We start from the raw sequence: 23355 nt of genomic DNA on the forward strand, positions 1-23355 counted from the left end.
TGAGACACGGTGGCGAAAAGATCGTTCGCGCATTTTTACAAAGGGGTCTCCGACGACGCTCTAGGCGCCTATCTGAAGCGGATTGCCCAGGTTCCACTCCTGAAGAAAGAGGATGAGCTTCTCCTGGGAAAGGCGGCTCAACGTGGGGATGAGGGGGCCTTGAATCAACTGGTGGAGGCCAACCTCCGTTTCGTGGTCAAGGTAGCCCTCCGCTATCGCGGGTGCGGTCTGTCGCTATCAGACCTGATCAACGAAGGCAATATCGGCATGCTCGAAGCCGCGCGCCGCTACTCCCCGGAGTATAACGTTAAGTTTATTACCTATGCAGTCTGGTGGATCCGGCAAGCGATCATGCAGGCCTTGGCCGCAGGCGGAGGGGCTGTGAGACTTCCGCTCCGTAAGGCTCGCCTCGCATCGCAACTGAACGACATCCGCGCCGATCTCTCCCAGCAGTTGCAAGCTGAGCCGACCGACTCGGAGGTGACGGAGGAATTAGACCTTAGCGCGAGCGACCTGGAGGGGGCATTGCACCGGGCTGGTCAACTGGCTTTTTTCAGCGATGAAATCAGCCTTGAACAACGGATTGGCATGGAGTTATACGCATCGAAGCAGATCCCTCCTGTTGACTACGAACTGATCCGGAGGTCGTTCCGTGAAGAGGTGGAGCGAATGCTTGGCAACCTCACATCCAGAGAGCGACTCATTGTGGAGCTGCGCTTCGGTTTGGGGAAGGAAGATGCGATGACCCTCAAAGAGGTTGGCAAGCGACTTACGCTCTCGCGGGAGCGGATCCGACAGATCGAGGAGCATGCCAAGCAGAAACTGCGTGTCATGGCCAAAACCAGGCATCTGAGAGATTACTTAAATTAGATCTCCTCATCTACCGAACAACCCACCGTCACAAGAAGGGTGGGATGTTTCGCTTGAAAATAGATGCGGTTGGATCGATAAGCCCTGACCTTTTACCGGAGATCGGGGCTTTTGTTTTTACCCGGTGTGGCCTGCAGCTCTTTACCCGGCAGTCGCGTAATGAGAAATTGTGAAGCCCAACATGGTTACTTCACCCTTGTCTAGATCTTCAGTCTGATTGTTTCAGGGGATGCACAATGGACGACCAATATGAAAGCGCGGAGGCAGCGCGATGGCGGATGGTAGAGCAGCAGCTCAGGGCCAGAGATATCGTCGATGAGCGGGTCCTCACGGCGATGGGGAGGGTCCCACGCCACCTGTTCGTAGAGCCGGCCATGGAATGTTTCGCCTACGAAGACCGTCCTCTCTCTATCGGTGCCGGACAGACCATTTCCCAGCCCTATATTGTTGCGCTAATGATCCAACTCCTCCGGGTGCAACCGTCGCATCGGGTCCTTGAGATTGGGACCGGTTCGGGCTATCAGGCCGCTATCCTGGCCGAACTGGCGGCCGAGGTCTATACCGTCGAGATCATCCCATCGCTAGCGGAAGGAGCCTGCGCCCACCTGGAGGCTCTCGGATACCGCAATGTGCACGTCAGACATGGGGACGGATATGAAGGATGGCCCGAGTTTGCTCCCTTTGACGGGATCGTGGTCGCTGCCGGCGCTCCGCGGATCCCGTTACCGCTGATCGAGCAGCTACGCGAGGGGGGGCGAATAGCGATCCCGGTAGGGAGTGCGAGGGAAACGCAGGATCTGATCCTCGGAGAGAAGCGTGGCGGGCAATTCATGGTCCGCTCGATTGCACCCGTACGCTTCGTGCCGTTGACTGGAAAGGGAGGCGCCGAGGACTGGTGATAGTTCAAGGTTCAAGGTTCGGAGTTCAAGGTTCAAAGTTCAAAGTTCATCGTGTTTGCAGATTCAGATCTCCTACGCCTGGCATAGTAAGTAGAACGCAATCGTATTTTCTCTATGAACCTCGAGCTCCGAACCTTGAACCTTGAACCATGAACCTTGAACCATGAACCTTGAACTACTATGATCCCACTCAGGGATAACATCCCCTCCCGTCGCACCCCCGTTGTTACGGTTGGGCTCATCGTCGCGAACATCCTTGTCTACGTGAGCCAGTTGATGTTGCCGCCACAGGAGGCGGTACAGTTTATCCACCTGTATGGTCTCATCCCACTGGAGATCAGCGGTGGCGATCTGCTGGTGCCGCACCCCGTTCCGCTCTACGCCACCGTCTTCACCTCAATGTTCGTACATGGGGGCCTGTTCCACCTTGGCGGCAACATGCTCTACCTCTGGATCTTCGGCGATAACGTAGAAGATAGGATTGGACGGCGAAAGTTTCTGGTCTTTTATTTGCTCTCCGGACTGGCGGCAGCGGCTACCCAAATCTGGACTGATCCCGCTTCAAAGATCCCAATGGTCGGGGCCAGCGGGGCGATCTCCGGCGTGCTGGGAGCCTATCTCTTCCTTTTTCCCCATGCCCGTGTCCTCACCCTTATACCGCTCGGCTTTTTCTACCGGCTCGTCGAAGTCCCGGCATTGATTGTTCTGGGGTTCTGGATCATCGTCCAGGTACTGAACGGCGTGGGAACACTGGGCGTTCAGGTGGGGGGCGTCGCCTGGTTCGCCCACATCGGGGGGTTCGTCGCAGGCCTCGGTATGGTAGTGCTGTTGTCAGGCGGTCGCAAGTGGCTTCACTGGAGGAATCGGCTATGATGAGCGCGGCAAAGCGACGAATGGCCCTGAGTCGCCAGGAGTTCCGTCAACTGGTCTCTCAGGCGATCGCGTCCCTTCCGCCGCTTGTCATGGATTGCCTCACGAACGTAGAGGTCGTGGTGCAGGATCAGCCCACGCACGAGGAGTTGGCGGTGGCCGGGACCGATCCAACGGAGACCCTCCTTGGCCTCTACGCCGGCATCCCGCTGACCAAGCGGAGCAGTTCCTACGGAATGGTCTTACCCGATAAGATCACCCTGTACCAGCGATCTATTGAGGAAGGCTGCCGAACCAAGCAAGAGATCCAAGAACAGATCCGCACGACCCTGTTGCACGAGATTGGTCACCATTTTGGCCTCTCTGAAGACGAACTGGAAAAGGCCGGGTACAAGTAACGATTTGACTCGCGATTTCCGTTGACAAGAGTCTGGTTCGACGTAAAGTATAACAAGAAGCTCGATACTTGGTTGCGTGCATTGATGATAAATTGTGACGAACAGGTTAGGATCCGATAGATGTTCTGCCCAAATGGGTTTTGTGCGAATTCTGCTTGACAAGAAGGGGGAGAGGGAATGGCAAGAAGGACACGCCCCCTGCGAGCCGGAGATGAGGAGACTGCGATGCCTGAGACACAGAGTCTCGTAAAGGAAGGGAGTGGAACTTAGATGAAGCGCCTGCTATTGAGATCGGTAATTGGGGTCATCTGCCTTCTAACCATGCAATCTTTCACCGTCGTGTCGGCGCAGCAGCCGTCTGCGACATTCCCCGTAATCGTGGTCTTCGCCGATAACGCCCCTTTTCACAATTTCCAAGCCTTCTATCGTGCGGACGACCGAGCCCGCGCGAACCCTACAGCGTGGGAATACCTCGATCCGGGCGTCTCCGGAGCCGTGCAGGCAATTGAAGCGAGGCATGGCTTCCGCTCAGACCACGTCTACAGCGCAAGCTTGCGAGGCTTTGCCGCCCGTCTGACGGCGCGGCAGATTGACGCGCTCGAGAACGAGCCCATGGTCGCCTATGTCGAGGCCGACGGCACAATGCACGCTATCGCCCAGACGCTTCCCTGGGGTATCAATCGAATCGACGCGGACAGCAGCTCGACAAAGGCCGGGGACGAGGAGGGCGCCGTTACGAACGTTAACGTCTACATCATCGATACCGGGATCGCGACACACTCCGACCTTAATCTGGTCAAAAATGTGAACTTCGCCGGAGGAAAGAACACCGACTGCAACGGCCATGGGACACATGTGGCCGGCACCGTAGCAGCCAAAGACAATCTGAGCGACGTGGTAGGGGTCTCTCCCGGCGCGCCGCTCACTGGCGTGAAGGTGCTCGGGTGCAGCGGGAGCGGGACGATGTCGGGCGTTACCAAGGGCGTGGACTGGGTGACGGCCGACGCCAAGTTGCTAGCCAACGCCACGAAGCGGGCTGTCGCCAACATGAGCCTTGGCGGTGGGGTGAGCGAAGCTCTGGACACCGCGGTGAAGAGGTCGGCCGATAGCGGCGTCTTCTACTCTATCGCAGCAGGAAACAGCGGGGCGGATGCCTGCAACTCCTCGCCGGCCCGCGCGGGCATGTATGACGGCGTCATGACGGTCGCTGCCACCGACAGTACTGACCATGAAGCTTCCTGGAGCAACTATGGCACTTGCGTGGACGTTTGGGCGCCAGGCGTAAGCATCCTGTCAACGAGAAAAGGTGGGGGAACGACGACCATGTCTGGCACGTCGATGGCCGCACCCCACGTCGCCGGGACGGGTGCCCTCTATCTGTCGACCCCTGCCAATGCAAGCGCTAGCCCCTCCGCCGTCGAAATACAGCTCAAGGCCGACGCCACCAAGAACACGGGCACCTTTAGCAAGGACGAACAGCCCATCACGCTGATCCACGCTGGGGGATATTGATCTGACTATAAACATACCGCGTGGATTAGAGCGAGGGGAGACTCGGCGACAAGCATTTTCAGAGTTCAGAAAATATCACCATCAGCATCAACTAGACGCGCCGGCCTCTTGCCATGTCTCCGCGTTCCCTTCTATTAATCTTGGGGTGGGCGTTCGCCTCGTTCCATAACAATTCTTCCTGAATTCCTCTGTGGGTACTCAGCTCCAGCCTTCTCTTTCCGGCTGGCTTCACCAGGTCTGCTCATACTGAAACCCTGGAAAACTCTTGACACTTTCGGGTAACCCCCGATAAGATCGCGCCGGTCTTGCGTCTACACTGAGGATTGAGGAGGATCGATGGCTGCGAGAGGACGGCGTGGGGAGGCTAGGTTTTACGAGCTCTACTGCATCGTGTGCGGCAAGACCTGCACCGAGCAGGAGAGCAGTACGCGTTGCATCAGTTGCGGCAAGCCGCTCGGCGTACGCTATGACTACACCTATATCAGAGCTCGCCTGAATCGATACTCGCTCAAGACCTCTCCGATCAAGGCACTTAAATATCTCGACTTCTATCCCATTCTCAACCTCGATCTGGTGGTCTCTCTTGATGAGGGCGGGACGCCGCTGTACCGGTGCCATAGACTAGCGGAAGAGTTGGGGATCAAACGGCTCTACATTAAAAACGAAGGGTTGAATCCGACCGGTGTCTTCAAGGATAGAGGAACGCTCGTGGAGATCACCAAGGCCAAAGAGCAAGGCGCCAAGGCGATCTGCGTGGCGTCCACCGGGAATATGGCCGGTTCCGTCGCTGCCTACGCCTCGATCGCCGGGCTGCCGTGCTATGTGGCGGTGCCGGAGGGGACCCCGATCGGAAAGATGGCCCAGGCCCTCTCCTACGGAGCCCGGGTCCTCCAGATCCGAGGGACGTATAACGATGCGGCATCCATCGCCGAGCAGATGAGCCAGCGCTATAGGTTTTATCTGGCGGGCGATTACGCCTTCCGCATCGAAGGCCAGAAGTCGCAGGCGTTCGAAATTGTGGAGCAATTGGACTGGCAGGCCCCCAGCGTCGTCATTGTCCCAATGGGTTGCGGCACGAACATCGCCGCCCTCTGGAAGGGATTCAAAGAGTTTCATGAGCTGGGCTTGATCTCGTCTCTGCCGCGGATGATCGGCGTCCAGCCGGTAGGCTGTCAGCCGATCGTGACCGCGTTTAATCAGGGGAGCGATGACACTGTACCGGTAAAAAAACCGGAGTCGGTTGCCTCTGCGTTGATCGCAGGCGATCCACTGGACGGGCTGAAGGCGCTGGCGGCACTCCGCGAATCGGGCGGATGCGCCCTGTCGCTCAACGATACCGAGATCTTGGAGGCCCAGCAGCGGCTCGCGCGCCAGGAGTCGATCTTCGTAGAACCGTCCGGGGCGCTCCCGGTCGGGGCGCTAGCGCTGCTGCTTACCAGCGGACGCGTGAGGGCGGACGAGTCAGTAGTCTGCCTCGCGACAGGGAACGGGCTCAAGGATCCCCGGGCAGCGCTGCGAATTCTGCCGTCCCCGGCCACTATCGACCCCTCGATGCAGGAGGTCGAGAAGTTCCTGAAGCTGCGGCTCTACGAGATCAGGGCCGCCGGGGCTAAGAACGGCGATAAGAACCTGTTTGAGCAAGTCCCGTCGGCGGCCGAGGTCGTCACGAAGGTCCGGCAGGAGTTCGGGGTGAAGCTCACTGCGGAGTACGGGGGCAAGGTGCGGTCTCTGATCGAGGAGTTTGTGAAGAAGGGGAAGCCGATCACCAAGGCGGACCTTCAGTATATCGTGGAGAATGTTCTCAAGGGGCTTTCGGCCCATAAGCTCGTCCTCGCGGTAGAGGATTTCAGGGTCTCGACGTCGCTCCATGGCCAGGCGGAGGCGGCCGTTTGGGTCCTGTTCGATGGGGAGAAGGTCGAGGCCACCTCCGTGGGTGTCGGGCCGGTGGATGCAGTCATTAACGCCCTGAAACAAGCCGCTTTGACCAGCGGTAAGCTCTTCTTTGAGCTGATCGACTATAATGTACAGATCAACTCGCCTGGGACCGCTGCCGCAGTCGAGACCACCATTGTCATGAAGGACGCCGAAGGCAACCGGGTAGTCGCCATCGGGACCTCCCCCGACATTATCGTCGCCTCGGTGAATGCCTTCATAGAAGGCTATAACCTGCTTTGGCTACGACAGAAGCGGTGACTCCTTCGGCAGGTCGTAACGGAGGGGGCAACTGTCACAGAGCGGCGTTTTCCGGCAGTAGGTCTTGCCGACGGCCACCAGCAGGGCGTGATACTCGTTGAAGAGCGTCGGGTTAGCCGGCAGGTGTGTCATGAAGAGACGCTGGATCGCACCATAGGGAGTTTTCTCCGTACTCAGTCCGTGCCGCTCCAGTACCCGACGGGTGTAGGCGTCCACTACAAAGATCGGTCGGCCTCCCGCGTACAGTAGGATCGAGTCGGCCGTCTCCTCGCCAATCCCTGAAATTCCCAGCAGCTCTGGCCGCAATCTCTGTAGCTCCGCTCGACACATCCGCTGTAGACTTCCGCTGTAACGCGTTTGCAAGAACTGCGTGAACTGTTTCAGGCATTTGGCCTTCATGTTATAATACCCTGACGATCGGATGAGCTGGGCGAGTTGCTCCTGTGGCGCGGCATCGATCCCACGGGGGTTGAGCAGTCGCGCACCCCGCATCGCCGCGATGGCTCGCTCGACGTTGACCCAGGCGGTGTTCTGAGTAAGGATGGCGCCGACGATGACCTCAAACCGAGAGCGGGCCGGCCACCAGCGCTGTGGTCCAAAATGTCGGAAGAGATGCCGGTAAAGGGAGATGAGCCGACGTTTGGTTGCTGTCTGTGGCATGCCGATCATTGTGACTGGTTTTTCTGAGAGGTCAAGGGGAGAGTCAGCGAGCAGTGACGCGATACTTGGGGATCGATTTTGGGACGCGGCGGATCGGGGTGGCCGTAAGTGATGAGTTGGGACTCACAGCCCAGCCCCTGCCATCACTCGAACCATCTTCAGAGCAGGAGGCCCTCAGCGTCATTCAAGGGCTGATTGACCAGTATGGTGCACTCGAGGTGGTCGTCGGCCTGCCAAAGAACATGAACGGCTCCATCGGCCCTGCCGCCGAGGCGGCCATGGCGTTTGCCAGGCGACTGGAAGAGGGTGGGACGGCAAAAGTGACGATGTGGGACGAGCGGCTGACCAGCAGGGAGGCTGAACGCCTGCTGATCGAGGCCGATCTGTCCAGAGCCAAGCGGAAGCGGCACGTCGATCAGATGGCCGCCGTCCTTATCCTGCAGGGCTTCCTCGATCGTTACCATCGTCAGCAGGAGCGCTCCTCGTGAGCACAACACTCTCATCACCTCCACTGCCGCCGCGAGCGCTTACCCTATGCCTCTGTCTCCTGGTGGGAGGAGGTATCTTGTGGTACATTATGGGCGGACCGGCACCGTCAACGAACGAGACCACACGTGCCGTTGTCATCAGGCCGCAGACGGGAGCCTTCGATATCGCGAGGACGCTGAAAGAGGCGCGTGTGATCCGCAGTCGTTTCGCCTTCCTGGCTGTGGCTGTCGCCCGTGGCACACAACGACACCTGCTTGCCGGAGAGTATGAGTTTGCCTCTGGCCTCAACCTGCTTGAGGTTATCCGCCGGCTCGAGCAGGGGAAAGGGTTCGTCCATCAGGTGACGATTCCCGAGGGGTTCGCCGCCCAACAGATTGCCGAAACGCTTCAGAAAAAGGGGCTGGTCGATCAGAAACGGTTCATGGGTCTTCTGCGGGACCGTCAGTTGCTGGCGCGGTACAGGGTGGATGGTGAGTCGCTCGAAGGCTATCTGTTCCCAGATACTTATCGCCTCGTCAAGGGGCTGAGCGAAGAGGCGATTATCGGGCGAATGGTTCAGCGATTTGGTGAGGTGTTCGGTCCTGCAGAACGGGCACGCGCCATGGAGATGAAGATGTCAGTGGCAGAGGTGGTGACCATCGCTTCCCTGATCGAACGGGAAGCGATGGCGGAAGAGGAACGGCCGCTCATCTCGGCGGTGTTCTATAATAGGCTGCGGCTGGGGATGCCGCTGCAATCCGATCCTACTGTGCTCTACAGCCTATCGCGGTTTAGCGGCAAGCTCACCAGAGCGAACCTGCAGGCGCCCTCGCCATACAACACGTACCTTCACCGGGGCCTGCCGCCCGGTCCGATCGCAAGCCCTGGACGCGCCTCCGTCATGGCCGCCCTACATCCCGCCTCCTCCCGATATCTGTATTTCGTGTCGAAAAATGACGGGACGCATGCCTTTTCGAATACGCTGGGCGAGCACAACGCTATGGTAAGGCGGTATCAGATCAGGAGGGCGGGATGAGGAAGGGTCTAATCATAATCGTTGCGCTTAGCGGTCTGCTCGCCGCCTGTGCCACAGAGCAGATGGCGGTGAAACAGGAAAAGGCCGACAGCCATTATCATCTTGGTGTCGCACGCCTGGCCAATGGGGACGCGAAGCAGGCCATCGGGGAGTTCAGTCAGGCGATCGATGGCGCCTCAGACAATTCTGCCTATCATAACGCCTTGGGGTTAGCGTACCTGATGGATCGTCGGCCCGATCTGGCCATTGCCTCCTTGCAACGGGCTGTCGAGCTCGATTCGAAATTCTCCGATGCCTACAATAATCTCGGTTCGGCTTATGTCCAGCGAGCGGAGTACGATCAGGCCATCAAGGCCTTCAGGCAGGCCCTTTCAAACCCTGCCTACCTGACACCCGAGCAGGCGCGCCTGAACCTGGGGAATGTCTACGTCGTCCAGGGTCGGGCTGCCGATGCGGTTGTGGAGTTTAAGCGTGCGCTGGATATCGCTCCCGATTTCACCGAGGCCCATAATCGGCTGGGGCACGTCTACCTGGTGCAAGGACGGTTGGAACTGGCGATAGCCGAGCTGACACTGGCCGTAAAACAGGACCCTGATCTCGCCACTGCATACCAGAGCTTGGGCTTTGCCCATCTGTCGGCTGGTGAGAAAGACCGGGCCAAACAGGCATTTCAGAAGGTCGTGGAACTGAGCCCCACAAGCGAGATGGCAGCCGAGGCGATGCGTCAGCTCAAACTACTTAGCCAATAGCTGCGGCACATCTCCTTCCTATCCATTGAGTGAGAAAATGTCCAATATAATTGACCTCAAAGGGCTGAGCCTTGAGGAGATGGAGCGTTTTGTTTCCGACCACGGCGAGCCGGTCTACCGTGGCCACCAGCTCTTCCACTGGATCTACGGGCGCGGCGCACGTACGTTCGCGGAGATGACCGATCTGCCGATCGCGTTACGCGAGAGGCTGGCCGAGCGGGCGCGCATTGGCACCCTCGCTTCTCTCGGCAGAGAGGTCTCCCGGGACGGCACGCGGAAATACCTGTTTGGCTGCGCGGATGGGCGAGCTATTGAGGCGGTGCTGATCCCCGATGAGGGGCGGCTGACCGCTTGTCTTTCCACCCAAGTAGGTTGTGCTCTGGCCTGCGCCTTTTGCCTGACTGGAACAATGGGGTTCGTCCGGCACTTGCAGGCGGCTGAGATCGTCGATCAGACGCTCGCGCTCCAGCGGGATCTTCTGCCAGGAGAACGAATCGGCAATCTGGTGTTGATGGGGATGGGGGAACCACTCCATAACTACGACGCCACTGTGAAGGCGCTCACGATCCTGACTCACCCCCTGGGCCTTGCGTACCCTCCGCGTCGGATCGCCATCTCCACCGTCGGCCTGGTCCCAGAGATCGTGCGGCTCGGCCAAAGTGGACTTCTGGTGAACTTGGCCGTGTCGCTCCATGCGGCCACTGATGAGCTTCGCGACCGTCTGGTTCCGGTCAATCGCCGCTACCCGCTTAAGGCATTGATGGCGGCACTCAGGGCGTATCCGATTCCGTCGCGCCGCCGTCTCACCTTTGAGTATGTGCTCATCAATGAGGTGAACGACCGACCGGAGGATGCCCGTGAGCTGGTAAAGCTGCTGCGTGGCCTTCGGTGCAAGATCAACCTCCTGGCCTTAAATGAGGCCCCTGCCATCCCATTTCGCCGACCTTCACGGGAGCGCGTCGAGACCTTCCAACGTATCCTGAAGGCAGCCGGCCTCCTGACCACCATCCGCGAGAGTCGCGGCATGGACATCTCGGCCGCCTGTGGCATGTTGGTCACCGAGACCAACCAGAAAAAACTTGACACTGCCGGGCATCTTGCCTAAGATGTCTTCGCGGGGTGGAGCAGTCTGGTAGCTCGTTGGGCTCATAACCCAAAGGTCGCAGGTTCAAATCCTGCCCCCGCAACCAATATAATCGATGGGTTAGGCGTTCTCGCCTAGCCCTTTTTTTATGCACCATGTCCAGTAGGCCCATAGTAGGCCCAGCTTATTAAGTCCGCCTCACTTGGAAGCCCTTCAAGGTTGGCCCTTCACATTCGCGAAGTCGAGTGATCGAATCCCCTATACGATGTAGCTCGTAAAGGGATCATATGAGATGCGCTCAGGGCTGACCGCAGACAAGACAGCCTAGCCGCCTTTCCGATGCCTACCCTTGCCATCGTTATCAGTTTTCCTGCCTTGTGAAGTCGTGGGGAGAACAGCCCATGGAAGTCTCGCTTTGGTGAGACCGTTCTTGACAGATTCTCGCCTCCTGATATGATTGATCTAGTTATATCAACCATGATAGGAGCGTATGGACATGGTTAAAAAGGTAAACGCGCTGAATGCGCGAAAGAAGCTCGGCCAGCTCCTCGAGGAAGTGTACTACAAGGGTGACCAGTTCGTCATCGAGCGCGCGGGTCGCCCCATGGCGGCCGTGGTGCCGGTCTGGCAACTGGAAGAGCGAGCGACGCGTAAGGAGCGCCTCCTCGGGACGGTCGAAAAGGTGTGGCAGCAGACGAAGCATCTAAAACCAGGGATCGTCGAGCGAGAGGTGAAGCAGGCTATCAAGGCCGTTCGGGAGAGGGCCGGGCGCCGGAAGGCATGACTCGGGCGGTGCTTGATGCCAATGTGTTGGTGGGTGCCATCCTCAGCCCAAAGGGCACCCCCGCGAAGGTCCTCACTGCCTGGCAGGCCGAGCAGTTTCATCTGGTCCTCTCCGAGGCGGTCCTCGACGAGATCGACCGCGTCTTGCGCTACCCAAGGATCGCTAGGCGCCACGGCTGGTCCGAAGAGCGGCTTCAGGCTTTATCGAGGATCTCGCCCATCTCGCGATTATGACGCCAGGTGTGGTCTGCCTCACTGTGATCTCAGAAGATCCACCGGATGACCACTACCTAGAATGTGCGATTGAAGGGGATGCCGACTATATCGTGAGTGGTGATCAGCATCTCCTCGAGCTGGGGGAATACCAGGGGATCAGAATCCTCACGCCGCGAGCATTCCTGAATATTCTGAGAAGACAACCGAGGCCATAGAAGAAGGGCGATTTTCGCTGAGTGAAGTTCGTCGGTGGGTTACCGCAGGACGTAGCCCAGCGCTCGGTACCCGGCCTGCCGCCTCGCCGCCATCCGCGCCAGCACCGGAACAGCCATATCGGCATAGTCATAGACGATCACCTCGCTCTTGCCCTCGTGACCGCGGTGCAGGCGGCCGACGTATTGCGCGAGCGTGCCCTTCCAGGAGATGGGCATGGCCAGAAACAGGGTGTCAAGACGAGGATCGTCGTAGCCCTCGCCGAGATAGCGGCCGGTCGCCAGGATAAGGCGCTCCTGGCCGATCGAAGAGCGTAGGACGATTTCGGCGGAGCGGCGTTCGGCGGTTGCCATGCCGCCTCGCAGCACCACCAGATTTCGGGTGAAGCCCTTGAAGCGGGCCTGGAGCGTCTCGAGATGGTCGCGCCGCTCGGTCAGGACAAGGGGACACCGGCCTGCCGTCAACGCCGTCAGCACGTCGTCGGAGATGAGCGCGTTGCGCGCCTCGTCTTGCGCCAGGGCGGCGTAGAGTGCCGAAATCGAGAGGCGATCCCCTTCCATTCCCGGCGGTAAGCGGAAGCTCGTCTCGCGTAGGCACACGCGATGTTTGAAACCCCGCTGTGCGGCCTGGGACTTGGGATCGACCCGGTGCCGCACCGGACCACACTGCATGAAGATGATCGGGTGGTGTCCATCTTTCCGGGCGACCGTCGCGGACAGCCCAAGGACGTACCGGGCCTTTGACCGTCGGGCCACCAATTCGAAGCTCACGGCGGACAGGTGATGACACTCATCCACGATGAGCTGCCCATAGCCCGCGATCAGGTCCGACACTTCGCCCTTGCGCACCAGGCTCTGTATGAGCGCCACGTCGAGACGACCCGTCGGCTTGCGGCGACCGCCGCCAATGACTCCGATGTCGCAGGCCTCTACCGAGAGGAACGTCTTCAGGCGCTCGACCCACTGGGTGAGAAGCTCGCGTCGATGCACCAGGACGAGCGTACTGCACCCCCTTTGGGCGATCAGCGCGGCTGCGACCACCGTCTTACCGAAGGCGGTCGTCGCAGCCAACACCCCGAAATCATAGCGAGCCATTGCGTGGAAAGCCGCAGCCTGCTCCTCGCGCAGCGTGCCGAGGAAGCGGACGGGAAGAGGTGTGCCGGACTCCCGGCGGTCTTCGACCTCGGCTTTAATCCCATGTGACCGCAGCAGTTCTCTGGTCTCGTCGAGACACCCGCGGGGCAAAGCAACATGGCGCGGATGCAGCACGGCACAGGACACGATGCGCGGCTTGCCGAAGGTCGAGAGCCGCATGGCCTGAGCACGGTAAAACTCGGGGTTCTGAAACGCAGCGAGTCGGACGAGCCGCACCACCATCGAGGGTGGCAGGCTGGAACGGTCGATGTAGAGCTCGTCCGCAAGCACCACGCTCACGTGGCTCGGCAGCGGACCGGTGACCGCCGCCGGCTCGCGCCGCCGCGATGGCGACATCCGCCATGGCTGATCTGCGCCCTCATCCTCGACCGGCATCCTGACGCCGAGCACACTGCCACAGGCTTCTGCCTCTGCGACCCGCTCGAAGACGGCGTCGGCTTTCATCCGGGAAACTGACGAGAGAAAGGTCCACTGGTCTTCGTATGGCCGAAGATCGTTGTCTACGAAGACGCTGTTGCCGCGTTCTCGGACGCGCCGCTGAAGCGGCAATGCGATGAGGTTGCCGAAGCCGCCGGTCGGCATGGTGTCTTGGCTCGGAAAGAACCGATCATAGGAGGCAAAGCCGATCTCCGGCCGACGCTCCATCGTCTCAGTCAGGAGAAGGGCACCAAGCTGCCGGGCGTCACGCGCCGGCACCGGCTCGGAGAAGAAGATCCAGACATGGCCTCCTTCGCCTGAGCGGGACCGTTCAAGAGCCGCCGGCACGTCCCTGGCACGGCAGGTGCCCATGTAGGCGAGCGCGTCGGCGGCCCAGCCCTCGCCGTCAAAGTCGGCCGCCAGGAACCAGCAGGTCTCGTCGGCGAGAAGCGGATACACGCCGGCAACAAAGTCGGCGGCCCGCGGTCGCATCCGGTCCTTCCCGCGAAGGTGGCTCTCGATCACCTCGTCGGACACGGGGATGAATGCTTGGTTCGGGCATTCTCCGCACTTCACCTGCGGCTTGCCACAGACGCCCTTCACCCATTCGTTGGCGCATGCCGGCGCGTACCCTGATCGCCCTGTCTTGGCATTCTCCCAGCGCAGTGGGTACACGTCCTGGCGACCCGCGAACAGACGGCGGAACAGGGTGACCTTATCCGTTGCTCCAGCAGTGCTTGTCGCCTGACCGGCATCGACGGTGGACATCGGAGCTGCCAGCGGGGGCCGGCTCAGCAGGTCCGCTAGCCGTCTTTCCAGCGAAACCCGCTCCGCCTCAAGATCGGCAAGTCGACCCTGTATCCGCGCGACGTCTTGGTCAGCCTCTTGCTCTGCCATCTAGACCTCGTACGATTATCGAAACTGGCCGCAGTCTATACCCCTACCTACTATAAGCCATACGTAGGCGCAGGCAGTACCTCCTCAATCGCCGCCTCCGTCTGTTCAAAGGGGCCGTGTCTTCCTGGCAGGTCACACGCCTTGGGGCTCGCCTCTATTGCTCATCCGAAAGCGGGTGTACTCTTCGACGCTCAGCTCTAGGTCTCGCAGGACCTTTCGTAGAAGAGGCCGGACGATGACCTGTGAGCCGCGGTCAGGGATCACCACGATGCGTCTCTGACTCCGTTGTGCGACATCCTATCATAGCGCTTGATGAGAATCCAATGACCAGGAGATGGGTATGATACCCGATCTGACACTCACGCGTCCGGGAGATACTGACGAATCTCCCGAGGAATTTGGAGCCGGTGAGGCTGTTGCGGGTGGGGGTAGCTAACTGCTTAGATACGTTGGTGCCGGAGGCGGGAATTGAACCCGCATAGGCCGAAGCCCGCAGGATTTTAAGACCGCCCAGCGAGGACCCAGCAAATCCGCGCCCAGAGCCACTTTATCAGGATTAACGCGGAGTTAGCGATCGTCTATCATACCGATGGAGTATGACACAATGCGATAGTTTCCGACCACCTACTAGCACCGCTACTAGCACCAACGCCGAAACCCTATACCCGCATGGCTCCTAAGTCGAGGAGGTGCCATACACCCTTCAGCCAAGACGAGACGGAGGCCCCGACCGGGGGGCCAGGGGCCAGACTCAACCACGTTAGAGTGCCCTTTTCTTACGCATCTCATACAAAAGAGTGTGCCCCCAAATAGACCGCCGTTGGACCGTGTCTGGACAGAGTTTGGACACAGGCGACGGGCGGAGGGGAGCCAGACAACTCACTGTCACCGAATGGGAGTTGACGACACCCCGCATCAGGTGGGAGACCGTAGGCGGAGCGTGGGTGCTTTGGTTTTCGTGAGTTGGACCATGAAAAAGGAGCGTCACGCATGGATGACCGGCTCTTAAGCGCGCAAGAGGTGGCGGCCCTGCTCAACCTGAAGGTCTGCACGGTGTATGACTTGGTGGCGAGGGGCGACCTGTCAGCAAGCCGCTTTGGGAGAAAGCTACGGATTCGGCCTGGCGCGGTGGATGCCTTGGTGGTGGCACGAGAACAGCCCGAGGCCTCGCATGATACGGGTGGCCGGATGCAACGATTCGAGTAATCTGTGGCATGCACGATCATGACAGCTAACACCATGAATTATCACGATAATAGTGTCTGTCCCTATTTTACTATTTTACGATGCGCAGACGCCGGATTTATCACGCAGCCTCGCCCAATGATGTAACCCGCGTTCACCAAAGCCCGTGGATATACGCGAAGTACGTGACGAAAGGGCAGCCATAAACTGGAAGGTTGGGGTCTATCTTGGGACAAGGGGTCACTCGATCCCTTCTCCCTGCCACTCCTCCAATCTTGATCGAGTCAGTAGATGAGATTCCCCCCGAATTGGGGGGTCCCTCCCGACTTAATCGTCTGTATCCAGCGCTCCAAGAGGTCCTTCTCGTAGCCCCAGAACTTCTTGCAAAGCTCCAGATACTCGATGACGCTTTCCCTTTCGCCCCGTTCCAACAGTTCCTTCGCAAGGCTCATGCTGGGGCCAAAAGAGGTCAGCGTGCCCCCACCGAGTGTGTGCCCCGCCTTTATTAAATACGCCTTCGCCTCCTGTATGTTGCCCTGTCTTAACGCAAGCTGCCCCAGGATCATGTTGCCGTCATGCACTGCTGGTCCGTACTCCTCCTCACCCGTGTGCCGAGATGCGATTTCAAGCAACTCAGTCGCAAAATTCTCAGCTTTCTTCAGCTCCCCAGCTTCAACTGCGGCTTTCGCAGCGTCACCCAGTATCATGGACCTCCACCCCTCATCAGGCGCGCCTGGTATCGCTTGTTCCCACTGTGCCAGTTCTTTCTTGGCAAATTCGGTTTTTGCTTCAGTTGACTGAGCGCGCAGCCGCTCAAGCTTGTAGTGCCGCCCTAAGCTCATGGCGTTCGACCCAGATCCTCCAGACCGTTTGAGGAGTTCCTCCGCGAGACCACGGTAATCCTGCTTGCTCAGCCCCGTCCCGTAAATCATGGACCCATATTGAGAAAGAGTACTCCCGGCCGCTAAAATAAGCGCGGCGTCTGATGATCTCCGCAGCTCTTCCCTGGCTTTTTTCGCAAACGCTCCGGTCGTTTCAGCTGGATCCACAGATGTTGGAAGTCCGTTTTGATTCAGGCCATTCACGCCCATAATTCCCAGCGCGTAGAGATAGCCCAGGCTGGCGGACCATTCAGGGTTCTTCGGCTCAAGCACCTGCGCCCGCTTCAATGCGCTCTCCGCCAGTTCTTTGTCCGGAAGTTGAAAAAACTTCGCGGCGCTCCTCATCACTTTTGTGCTCGTCTTGTACCCCTCGACCTGCTTAAGCCACAGCGCCTTTGCCTGCCGATAGCCCTCCGGGTCCGCTAATGAGTGCCCTGCTGGGTCGATCGTTGCCGCCGGCGTGCCAGCCAATTCGGCCTCTGGGCGGTTTTGGATGAGCCAGAGGATGTGCCGCCGGCGTGCCTCCAGCGTCACGGCCGCCCCGGACAAACGGAGTGACCGCGCAAAATAATAATCGAGCAGGCGTGCCCGGGCATCCAGATCCTCCGGATTACGCTTCAGCCCGTCCTCCAACTGTTGGGCGTCTTCCCTGGACAAGTGCCGCCGCGCCTCCCTGGCCACCGTCTCCACTGCTGGCCCAGGAACACCTTGCTGTTTTTCCTGCCGAACGACATTCGGCTGGCCACGGTCTGGCGGCTCGGGCTCGAGGTCGTCGCAGCGCACGTAGCCGGCCCTTCGCGGCGAGGCCACCTCCGTGACTCGGCACCAGTGTCCCTGGGCATTGAGGAGGGCAAAATCGACCTGCACGATCGCGTCTCGCGCGAGAGCACTCAGCACCTTGCTCGTGGTGGCCATCTGGGCATAGAGGGGCACCCCGTCACGCTTCACGGTTGCCCGTCCAGATAGCGCGTCCGCCTCCACCGTCCAGCCAACCGCGCCCGTCATGAGCCCGCACACAATGGCCCAGCGCAGCGCATGTACCCACAATCGCCATGGCTCCTTCATAGCTTTCCTCCTGAGATGCCCCTGCCAACGCACCAAGAATCACCCCCTGCGACCTATCTTCCCATCACTCATCTCCCCCTGAGCGCTTCACTTTCAGTGATATATGGACAGTCACTCTCCCTTGAAATCCTTTCTTGGTCTTCCCCTCTGCAACATGCGTATTACTCGTCTAGTTTCCTGCGCACCTCCCAGATGAACCCGTCTCTTCCGCAGCGGCCGCTATGTCATCGTGTGCCTTCGAATCGCGGTCGTGCCGAACGATCGCCAGGTGATCATTCCTTCGGTGCCTTACATGATACGGGTGACCGAATGCAACGATTCGAGTAATCCGTGGCATGCACGATCATGACCGCGAACACCACGAATTGTTACGATAATAGTGTCTGTCACTATTTTATTGTGTGCATTATGGCCAGTAGGCCCAATTGTTGTCACCGGTCATGAGAAACTGTACCAGGAATGGTCATGAAAAGTGTACCACCTTTAGGGGGCATTTCTCGTAAAAAAGCCGTACCATCGATCCCTCACACGAAACCAGGAGGGATGCGATGGAGGGAGTCGGAGTAGGAATTGATGATTAATTACAACCCCCTCCACAGATCCCAGCGAACGGGATTACCGCACTGGGCTCTTGCCTCAGGTGACAACGCCAAGTCGCCTCAGGGGATAGGGATGGCAAATGCGTGGAGGGGGGGGCAGCCAGCGCCGAATGAGCCGCCGCATCCGCTCCCAGGCGATACGAGCGGTCTGGCTACGCCGCCGCAGCGTACGACACCGGAGTCGCCCAACCTGGAAACAGAACGTGAACAACGCCGGGCGGTTCATGGGCACCCCGTAGTGCCCCCACGTCTCGCCGTCGACCCCGGCGGCAGCGTCTCGCTTCAGCGCGACGTACGCCGCTTTCAGGTGCTAGACGTTGTAGACGTGGTGCAAGAGCGTCGTGAACCGCACCTGCTTGTCCCGCTCAGCCACTGAGGCTTGGCGCCTCGGAAGATGATGATAGTGTTGGGACATTAGCCTGCTATGTGCGTGGGAACGTGAGAGCGTCTCGGGCCATGTATGGACGTTACTCTACGCTGGGATTGGTCGCCGTTGTGGCTCTTCGAGGCTGGTACATACGCGGATCGTAGTGGAAATCTCGCTCGATACGCATCGTCACCGTAGCAAATTCCGCGTGATTGGGATTCAGGACCGCGATCTGTTCTTCCCTGACGAGTGCTGAGGGGAGGTAGAGGACCAGCGAGCGGCTTTCCCTGGCCCATTTCATCCCGAATGCCATGCTTGCCGGTCCCGCTGGTACGAGATCCCAGCCTTCGGGAAGGTTGGTCAGCGCTGGTTGTTCTGCCGAATGGTCGTCAGGCAACACCACTCGAACAAGGACAAGGTCCCGTGGCACGATGCCGGCAACGTGCACAAATCTCTCCAATGCCGCAATGGCGATGGTGCGGCCAGCGTAAATGACGGCGGTTCCGGGGTAGTTCCAGCGCCCGCCGTCTTCGCGTGCGCCAACCCCAAGCCTGTCGAGCGCGTACGGACGCCGCGCGATCCGCCAGACGGCGGCGCGCGCCACTAGAATGTTCCACCATAATTGATCGACGACAGGATCCTACGAACCTCGTCGGCGCCTGGTTCGGTATCCAACATAGATAATGGCGTGATACCGCCCAATGCCAGGTTCGACCTCGTGAGCCACTGAGCTGCCGGTTCCTGTCCGCCAAAGGTCTCTTGCGCCATCCGCATGATGTCAGCAACCCGTACCACGCGTTCGGAGGCTGCGGCATTGAGTCGTCGTTTGTCCTTGATCAGTTTATGGGCGGTGCTATCGGGCGTGTGGAGGACCTGAAAGATGACGTGCTTTGACACGCCGAGGTACTCGACCATGTCATCGACGACACGAGCGGCGACTCCGCCTCGAATGAGGTCAATCTTCTCTGCGAGGGGTGTCTCGTGAGACACAAACGTCTTGAACGCCATGACGCCCTTCTTCATTGGCACACGTCGTCTGCTACGCGTCGAAGAACCCGGTCGGTCCGCTACGGCTGGGCCGATCGTCCCTGAGTGTTGCGATATCTGTGGTGCCCTGCGGGGCAGTCTGGACATGGTGTGCTCCCTCCTGCCTTGTAGGGTAGCTCCCTATGGAGAGATTGTCAACTCCAAAAAGATAGTACGGGAGTGGCGGGGCTACGCATGGCGGGATAGACGTTTCAATCGAGGTGTTAGTCAACTCGTGGCTTGCGAACCGGCTTGCATGCCACCTGGTTCTACCGGGCGATAGTTGACCTACCTCCATAAGCAACAGACCGGTCAACCGATATATGTGATCAGACTCCGTACAACAAAACACCGCAAGCTATTCCTGATCACCATGATCACTGTAAAGATGTTTAGGTAATGATGGAGCCTACACTTTTCATGATCTCATTCCAGAATGTATCGACTCCAAAGTCCAGGAGATACTCATCTAACCAGCCACGTGGCGGGCCATAGAACGTGCCGCTCCGGACATCGACGCAGCCAAATCGTGGTTTGTGGCATAAGCTGCTTTTTCGCTGATTGAGGGCTCGAATCGTTTCGATGATTTGCCGCTGTGGCGATTCAAGCACAAAAATCAGGAGACCTTCATTATTTCTCTGGCCCTGCTCAATCCAAGCCTTCCATTCTTGATAAGCATTTTCAATAGCATCGGGATTCTCATGGCCTGGTAGAAACCCGAGGTTTTCTTTGCACATCCGCCTGCTCATCGGCAGGCCGATACACGTGTTCCCCGGAGCGCGGAATTCAGTTCCGCATTCCCCGTTCACACTCGAGAAGCTTCACAGAACTTTCACAATATGGGAAGGATCGTACGAAAGGAGAAGAAGCAGAGGCGTGTAACTTACTAGAAGTAGTGGTGCCGGGGGCGGGAATTGAACCCGCATAGGCCGAAGCCCGCAGGATTTTAAGTCCCGTGCGTCTGCCAGTTCCGCCACCCCGGCAGCATCCTTTCGTGTACTATGGCCCGCTTCGAAGCAGTGGTTGAACCTTCCACCATTGCTCTGGTGTGTTTAACGCCTTCCCCTTCTCGATGGTTCTGATTCGAATTGGGTGGAGGCGGCGGGCGGACTCGAACCGCCGAATAAAGGTTTTGCAGACCTCTGCCTTAGCCACTTGGCTACGCCGCCATGAGATAAGCAATGATGACGTGATTCAGTAATTGGGTCGGTAAGAAATAATGGGTGGGTACGATCTTGGACAATATGCGTGATTACATCATGCATCTACTCGATAACGGTTTCGTCTGTCGCAATATTGGAGCGGGAAACGGGATTCGAACCCGCGACCCTCGCCTTGGCAAGGCGATGCTCTACCACTGAGCTATTCCCGCGCTAGCAAGAGACTATAGCGTCGGCGGTCCAGACTGTCAAACGAAAACCGCCAAACCAACTAGAGCGACAGGAGCTTCAGGACAGCCTCGGGATCGGCCTTCACCGTGACGGGCTGCTGTGAAAGGCGGATGGCGGCATCGGGTTCTTTCAGGCCGTGCCCGGTGAGTACGCATACCACTACCGCATCCTTCTGGAGGCGGTTCGATCGGCAAAATTTGATGAGCCCGGCCACCGAGGCGGCCGATGCCAACTCACAGAAGACCCCTTCGGTCCGGGCCAGAAGGCGATAGGCGTCGATAATCTCGCTATCAGAAACCATATCAATCCGCCCTCCGGACTCGGCAGCAGCAGCCATCGCCCCATGCCGGCTCGCGGGATTACCGATCCGGATGGCCGTCGCAACGGTCTCGGGCTGCTCGACCACCTTTCCCAGGACGATAGGCGCCGCGCCTTCGGCCTGCCATCCCATCATCTTCGGCAGCGCGTTGATCTGTCCGGCCTTGTAATATTCCTGGTACCCCTTCCAGTACGCAGTAATATTGCCCGCATTGCCGACCGGAATAAAATGGTAGTCCGGGCTTCGGCCGAGCCAGTCGCAGATCTCAAAGGCGCCACTCTTCTGACCCTCGATCCGGTACGGGTTGACCGAGTTGACCAGCACGATGGGCTGATCCGCAGCAACCTGCCTCACGATCTGCAGGGCTAGGTCAAAGTTGCCCTCGATCTGTAGCACCTGCGCGCCATGGATCATCGCCTGAGCAAGCTTGCCCAGCGCGATCTTCCCCTCTGGGATCAGCACATAGGCACGCAGTCCTGCCCGAGCCGCATATGCCGAGGCAGAGGCCGAGGTATTCCCAGTCGAGGCGCAGATGACGGCCCTCGCCCCTTCCTCCACCGCCTTACTGATGGCGAGGGTCATCCCCCTGTCCTTGAAGGAGCCCGTTGGGTTGAGCCCCTCATACTTCAAATACACCTCCGCCTCAACCCCAAGTGCGGATTGGAGCCGTTCGGCGCGCACGAGCGGCGTATTCCCCTCATTCAGGGTGACGATCGGCGTCCGATCGGTGACGGGCAGAAATGCCCTGTACCGATCAATGATCCCTTTCCAGCTCATTGTCCGCATGACAGGCTCAATCGGTGACTCCCTCGACCCTGAGGCACATGGTTGGCCGATCCACCACATCGAGTTGATCGATGGCCAGAAGCGACCGTTGCATATCGCCCTCTACCGCCTCATGGGTCATCATGACGATCGGCACGGCGCTCTGCTCCTCACGTCCCTTTTGGATGACGGATACGAGGCTGATGTTGTTGCTGCCCAGGATCCCGGTGACCCTTGAGAGTACCCCTGGCTTGTCGATCGCCATGATCCTGAGGTAGTAGCAGGAGCGGACGGACGCCATGTCCTTGATCTTGGCCTCTGCATCGGAGATCGGTGGAGGCGGAACGCCCCTTGCGGTTGGATCGTGCAGCAGGCCCCTGGCGATCTCCGCAATGTCGCTGACGACCGCTGAGGCGGTTGGCATCTGGCCCGCTCCTCTCCCGTAGAACATCAGGGAACCCACCGCGTCGCCGACAACGTAGACAGCGTTGTGGACACCGCCGACTGCGGCCAGCAGGTTATCTTCTGGAATGAGTGCCGGATGCACTCTTGCCTCCAGCTCGCCATTACGCTGCTTGGCAATCGCCAGGAGCTTAATCCGATATCCCAGCTCGCGGGCGTATTCGATGTCGGAGGCATCGATCTGTCTGATCCCCTCGACATGAATCCGATCGAAGGGGACATAGGCTCCGAACGCCAGTGTCGCCAGGATCTGGAGCTTGTGGGCGGAGTCGATCCCGTCCACATCAAAGGAGGGATTGGCCTCGGCATAGCCATGGGCTTGAGCCTCGGCCAGCACCTCGGCGAAGGGCCGCTTACTTTCCGTCATCGTTGTGAGGATGTAATTACAGGTACCGTTCACAATTCCGATGATCGAGCGGACCCGATCGGCCACTAACCCATCTTTCATCGCCCGGATCAGAGGAATACCACCGCAGACGCTGGCCTCAAACCCGATCGATACTCGTTGTGCCGCAGCGGTCCGATAGAGTTCAAGCCCGTGAGTGGCCAGGAGCGCCTTGTTGGCTGTCACCAGATGCTTCTTCCGGTTGAGCGCCTCCCGGCAAAACCTGAGCGCGACATCACAGCCCCCAATCAGTTCGACGATGATGTCGATCTCGGGATCCTCCAGCACAGCCGTCGCATCCGTAGTCAGTAGCGTAGGGTCCACCTCTACGTTTCGCCTTCGATGGATATCGACGTCGGCGATCCGGCGGATCACAACCCTTCCGCCGAGCCGCTGCTGCAGGAGATCCCCGTTTTCCTGAATCAGCTTCACGACCCCGGATCCCACCGTCCCACACCCCAAGATCCCGATCTGGATAGATTTCATCGCAC

Annotated in this window: 23 protein-coding genes and 4 tRNA genes; 16 read left to right on the forward strand and 11 right to left on the reverse strand. The window is 59.0% G+C overall.

Annotated features, from left to right (window positions below; all coding sequences use genetic code 11):
* Window positions 1-9 precede the first annotated feature (9 nt).
* From CLG94_RS07760 to CLG94_RS07785, 6 genes are all read left to right on the forward strand, one after another.
* On the forward strand, window positions 10-870 hold the full coding sequence (locus CLG94_RS07760; protein ID WP_107562341.1) for a sigma-70 family RNA polymerase sigma factor: 861 nt from the start codon (window positions 10-12) through the stop codon (window positions 868-870).
* 236 nt (window positions 871-1106) lie between these two features.
* Complete coding sequence (locus CLG94_RS07765; protein ID WP_107562343.1) at window positions 1107-1769, forward strand: protein-L-isoaspartate(D-aspartate) O-methyltransferase; 663 nt, start codon at window positions 1107-1109, stop codon at window positions 1767-1769.
* 180 nt (window positions 1770-1949) lie between these two features.
* Entirely contained in the window at window positions 1950-2642 is a 693-nt protein-coding gene (locus CLG94_RS07770) for a rhomboid family intramembrane serine protease (RefSeq protein ID WP_107562345.1), read from the forward strand.
* Entirely contained in the window at window positions 2639-3037 is a 399-nt protein-coding gene (locus CLG94_RS07775; RefSeq protein ID WP_107562346.1) for a metallopeptidase family protein, read from the forward strand. Before CLG94_RS07770 ends, CLG94_RS07775 begins: the two co-directional genes overlap by 4 nt.
* Window positions 3038-3307: 270 nt before the next feature.
* On the forward strand, window positions 3308-4549 hold the full coding sequence (locus CLG94_RS07780) for a S8 family peptidase (protein WP_107562348.1): 1242 nt from the start codon (window positions 3308-3310) through the stop codon (window positions 4547-4549).
* Window positions 4550-4885: 336 nt separating this feature from the next.
* Window positions 4886-6742 (forward strand): threonine synthase, encoded by a 1857-nt coding sequence (locus CLG94_RS07785; protein ID WP_107562350.1) that lies wholly within the window; start codon window positions 4886-4888, stop codon window positions 6740-6742.
* On the opposite strand, the gene CLG94_RS07790 is transcribed toward CLG94_RS07785, so the two are convergent.
* On the reverse strand, window positions 6725-7402 hold the full coding sequence (locus CLG94_RS07790) for an endonuclease III domain-containing protein (protein ID WP_107562352.1): 678 nt from the start codon (window positions 7400-7402) through the stop codon (window positions 6725-6727). The genes CLG94_RS07785 and CLG94_RS07790 overlap by 18 nt on opposite strands.
* A gap of 53 nt (window positions 7403-7455) precedes the next feature.
* Between CLG94_RS07790 and ruvX the strand changes: the two genes are divergently transcribed.
* The 8 genes from ruvX (at window position 7456) to CLG94_RS14000 (ending at window position 11953) form a co-directional block, all read left to right on the forward strand.
* On the forward strand, window positions 7456-7890 hold the full coding sequence (gene ruvX, locus CLG94_RS07795) for a Holliday junction resolvase RuvX (protein WP_107562356.1): 435 nt from the start codon (window positions 7456-7458) through the stop codon (window positions 7888-7890).
* Window positions 7887-8906: an endolytic transglycosylase MltG gene (gene mltG, locus CLG94_RS07800; RefSeq protein WP_133174669.1), complete on the forward strand. Its 1020-nt coding sequence runs from the start codon at window positions 7887-7889 to the stop codon at window positions 8904-8906. Before ruvX ends, mltG begins: the two co-directional genes overlap by 4 nt.
* On the forward strand, window positions 8903-9655 hold the full coding sequence (locus CLG94_RS07805) for a tetratricopeptide repeat protein (RefSeq protein ID WP_107562360.1): 753 nt from the start codon (window positions 8903-8905) through the stop codon (window positions 9653-9655). The genes mltG and CLG94_RS07805 overlap by 4 nt, the downstream gene beginning before the upstream one ends.
* A 37-nt stretch (window positions 9656-9692) precedes the next feature.
* The gene (gene rlmN / locus CLG94_RS07810) at window positions 9693-10760 is read left to right on the forward strand and encodes a dual-specificity RNA methyltransferase RlmN (protein WP_107562362.1); all 1068 of its coding nucleotides are present in this window, start codon (window positions 9693-9695) and stop codon (window positions 10758-10760) included.
* 8 nt (window positions 10761-10768) lie between these two features.
* Window positions 10769-10845 (forward strand) — tRNA-Met (locus tag CLG94_RS07815).
* A 390-nt stretch (window positions 10846-11235) separates the two neighbouring features.
* On the forward strand, window positions 11236-11523 hold the full coding sequence (locus CLG94_RS07820; RefSeq protein WP_161954085.1) for a type II toxin-antitoxin system prevent-host-death family antitoxin: 288 nt from the start codon (window positions 11236-11238) through the stop codon (window positions 11521-11523).
* The gene (locus CLG94_RS07825; protein WP_107562366.1) at window positions 11520-11756 is read left to right on the forward strand and encodes a putative toxin-antitoxin system toxin component, PIN family; all 237 of its coding nucleotides are present in this window, start codon (window positions 11520-11522) and stop codon (window positions 11754-11756) included. The genes CLG94_RS07820 and CLG94_RS07825 overlap by 4 nt, the downstream gene beginning before the upstream one ends.
* Window positions 11753-11953 carry a PIN domain-containing protein gene (locus tag CLG94_RS14000; RefSeq protein WP_107562368.1) on the forward strand — a complete coding sequence of 67 codons (201 nt, stop codon included), beginning with the start codon at window positions 11753-11755 and terminating at the stop codon, window positions 11951-11953. Before CLG94_RS07825 ends, CLG94_RS14000 begins: the two co-directional genes overlap by 4 nt.
* 39 nt (window positions 11954-11992) lie before the next feature.
* On the opposite strand, the gene CLG94_RS07835 is transcribed toward CLG94_RS14000, so the two are convergent.
* The gene (locus CLG94_RS07835) at window positions 11993-14419 is read right to left on the reverse strand and encodes a TOTE conflict system archaeo-eukaryotic primase domain-containing protein (protein ID WP_107562370.1); all 2427 of its coding nucleotides are present in this window, start codon (window positions 14417-14419) and stop codon (window positions 11993-11995) included.
* A 990-nt stretch (window positions 14420-15409) separates the two neighbouring features.
* On the opposite strand from CLG94_RS07835, the gene CLG94_RS07840 reads away from it, so the two are divergent.
* A complete protein-coding gene (locus CLG94_RS07840; RefSeq protein ID WP_107562372.1) occupies window positions 15410-15625 on the forward strand; it encodes a helix-turn-helix domain-containing protein in 216 nt (71 codons plus the stop codon).
* 263 nt (window positions 15626-15888) lie between these two features.
* On the opposite strand, the gene CLG94_RS07845 is transcribed toward CLG94_RS07840, so the two are convergent.
* Complete coding sequence (locus CLG94_RS07845) at window positions 15889-17550, reverse strand: hypothetical protein (RefSeq protein ID WP_107562374.1); 1662 nt, start codon at window positions 17548-17550, stop codon at window positions 15889-15891.
* A 672-nt stretch (window positions 17551-18222) separates the two neighbouring features.
* Between CLG94_RS07845 and CLG94_RS13020 the strand changes: the two genes are divergently transcribed.
* Window positions 18223-18525 carry a hypothetical protein gene (locus tag CLG94_RS13020; RefSeq protein ID WP_133174670.1) on the forward strand — a complete coding sequence of 101 codons (303 nt, stop codon included), beginning with the start codon at window positions 18223-18225 and terminating at the stop codon, window positions 18523-18525.
* 91 nt (window positions 18526-18616) lie between these two features.
* Here CLG94_RS13020 and CLG94_RS07850 read toward each other — a convergent pair whose 3' ends face one another.
* The 8 genes from CLG94_RS07850 to CLG94_RS07885 all read right to left on the reverse strand — a co-directional run bounded on the left by CLG94_RS07850 (window position 18617) and on the right by CLG94_RS07885 (window position 23350).
* Window positions 18617-19120 carry an RES family NAD+ phosphorylase gene (locus CLG94_RS07850; protein ID WP_161954086.1) on the reverse strand — a complete coding sequence of 168 codons (504 nt, stop codon included), beginning with the start codon at window positions 19118-19120 and terminating at the stop codon, window positions 18617-18619.
* Entirely contained in the window at window positions 19120-19539 is a 420-nt protein-coding gene (locus CLG94_RS07855; RefSeq protein WP_239993191.1) for an Xre family toxin-antitoxin system antitoxin, read from the reverse strand. Before CLG94_RS07855 ends, CLG94_RS07850 begins: the two co-directional genes overlap by 1 nt.
* Window positions 19540-19934: 395 nt before the next feature.
* Window positions 19935-20279: a hypothetical protein gene (locus CLG94_RS07860; protein ID WP_107562380.1), complete on the reverse strand. Its 345-nt coding sequence runs from the start codon at window positions 20277-20279 to the stop codon at window positions 19935-19937.
* A 159-nt stretch (window positions 20280-20438) separates the two neighbouring features.
* Window positions 20439-20525: transfer RNA gene (locus CLG94_RS07865), tRNA-Leu, on the reverse strand.
* 110 nt (window positions 20526-20635) lie between these two features.
* A tRNA-Cys gene (locus CLG94_RS07870) sits at window positions 20636-20711 on the reverse strand.
* 128 nt (window positions 20712-20839) lie between these two features.
* Window positions 20840-20914 (reverse strand) — tRNA-Gly (locus tag CLG94_RS07875).
* Window positions 20915-20973: 59 nt separating this feature from the next.
* Window positions 20974-22038, reverse strand: a complete 1065-nt coding sequence (gene thrC, locus CLG94_RS07880) for a threonine synthase (RefSeq protein ID WP_107562382.1) — start codon at window positions 22036-22038, stop codon at window positions 20974-20976.
* Between the two features lie 7 nt (window positions 22039-22045).
* Window positions 22046-23350: a homoserine dehydrogenase gene (locus CLG94_RS07885; RefSeq protein WP_107562383.1), complete on the reverse strand. Its 1305-nt coding sequence runs from the start codon at window positions 23348-23350 to the stop codon at window positions 22046-22048.
* Between the last annotated feature and the right edge of the window lie 5 nt (window positions 23351-23355).

Origin of the sequence: Candidatus Methylomirabilis limnetica (assembly GCF_003044035.1) — a bacterium.
GTDB lineage: Bacteria > Methylomirabilota > Methylomirabilia > Methylomirabilales > Methylomirabilaceae > Methylomirabilis > Methylomirabilis limnetica.

Bases quoted from the DNA above. Each gene is read 5' to 3' on its own strand.
- CLG94_RS07765 (WP_107562343.1), top strand. From the start codon at position 1,107: ATGGACGACCAATATGAAAGCGCGGAGGCAGCGCGATGGCGGATGGTA.
- CLG94_RS07770 (WP_107562345.1), top strand. From the start codon at position 1,950: ATGATCCCACTCAGGGATAACATCCCCTCCCGTCGCACCCCCGTTGTT.
- CLG94_RS07775 (WP_107562346.1), top strand. From the start codon at position 2,639: ATGATGAGCGCGGCAAAGCGACGAATGGCCCTGAGTCGCCAGGAGTTC.
- CLG94_RS07780 (WP_107562348.1), top strand. From the start codon at position 3,308: ATGAAGCGCCTGCTATTGAGATCGGTAATTGGGGTCATCTGCCTTCTA.
- CLG94_RS07785 (WP_107562350.1), top strand. From the start codon at position 4,886: ATGGCTGCGAGAGGACGGCGTGGGGAGGCTAGGTTTTACGAGCTCTAC.
- CLG94_RS07790 (WP_107562352.1), bottom strand. From the start codon at position 7,402: ATGCCACAGACAGCAACCAAACGTCGGCTCATCTCCCTTTACCGGCAT.
- CLG94_RS07805 (WP_107562360.1), top strand. From the start codon at position 8,903: ATGAGGAAGGGTCTAATCATAATCGTTGCGCTTAGCGGTCTGCTCGCC.
- rlmN (WP_107562362.1), top strand. From the start codon at position 9,693: ATGTCCAATATAATTGACCTCAAAGGGCTGAGCCTTGAGGAGATGGAG.
- CLG94_RS07820 (WP_161954085.1), top strand. From the start codon at position 11,236: ATGGTTAAAAAGGTAAACGCGCTGAATGCGCGAAAGAAGCTCGGCCAG.
- CLG94_RS07825 (WP_107562366.1), top strand. From the start codon at position 11,520: ATGACTCGGGCGGTGCTTGATGCCAATGTGTTGGTGGGTGCCATCCTC.
- CLG94_RS14000 (WP_107562368.1), top strand. From the start codon at position 11,753: ATGACGCCAGGTGTGGTCTGCCTCACTGTGATCTCAGAAGATCCACCG.
- CLG94_RS07835 (WP_107562370.1), bottom strand. From the start codon at position 14,419: ATGGCAGAGCAAGAGGCTGACCAAGACGTCGCGCGGATACAGGGTCGA.
- CLG94_RS07840 (WP_107562372.1), top strand. From the start codon at position 15,410: ATGGATGACCGGCTCTTAAGCGCGCAAGAGGTGGCGGCCCTGCTCAAC.
- CLG94_RS07845 (WP_107562374.1), bottom strand. From the start codon at position 17,550: ATGAAGGAGCCATGGCGATTGTGGGTACATGCGCTGCGCTGGGCCATT.
- CLG94_RS13020 (WP_133174670.1), top strand. From the start codon at position 18,223: ATGGCAAATGCGTGGAGGGGGGGGCAGCCAGCGCCGAATGAGCCGCCG.
- CLG94_RS07855 (WP_239993191.1), bottom strand. From the start codon at position 19,539: ATGAAGAAGGGCGTCATGGCGTTCAAGACGTTTGTGTCTCACGAGACA.
- CLG94_RS07860 (WP_107562380.1), bottom strand. From the start codon at position 20,279: ATGTGCAAAGAAAACCTCGGGTTTCTACCAGGCCATGAGAATCCCGAT.
- thrC (WP_107562382.1), bottom strand. From the start codon at position 22,038: ATGCGGACAATGAGCTGGAAAGGGATCATTGATCGGTACAGGGCATTT.
- CLG94_RS07885 (WP_107562383.1), bottom strand. From the start codon at position 23,350: ATGAAATCTATCCAGATCGGGATCTTGGGGTGTGGGACGGTGGGATCC.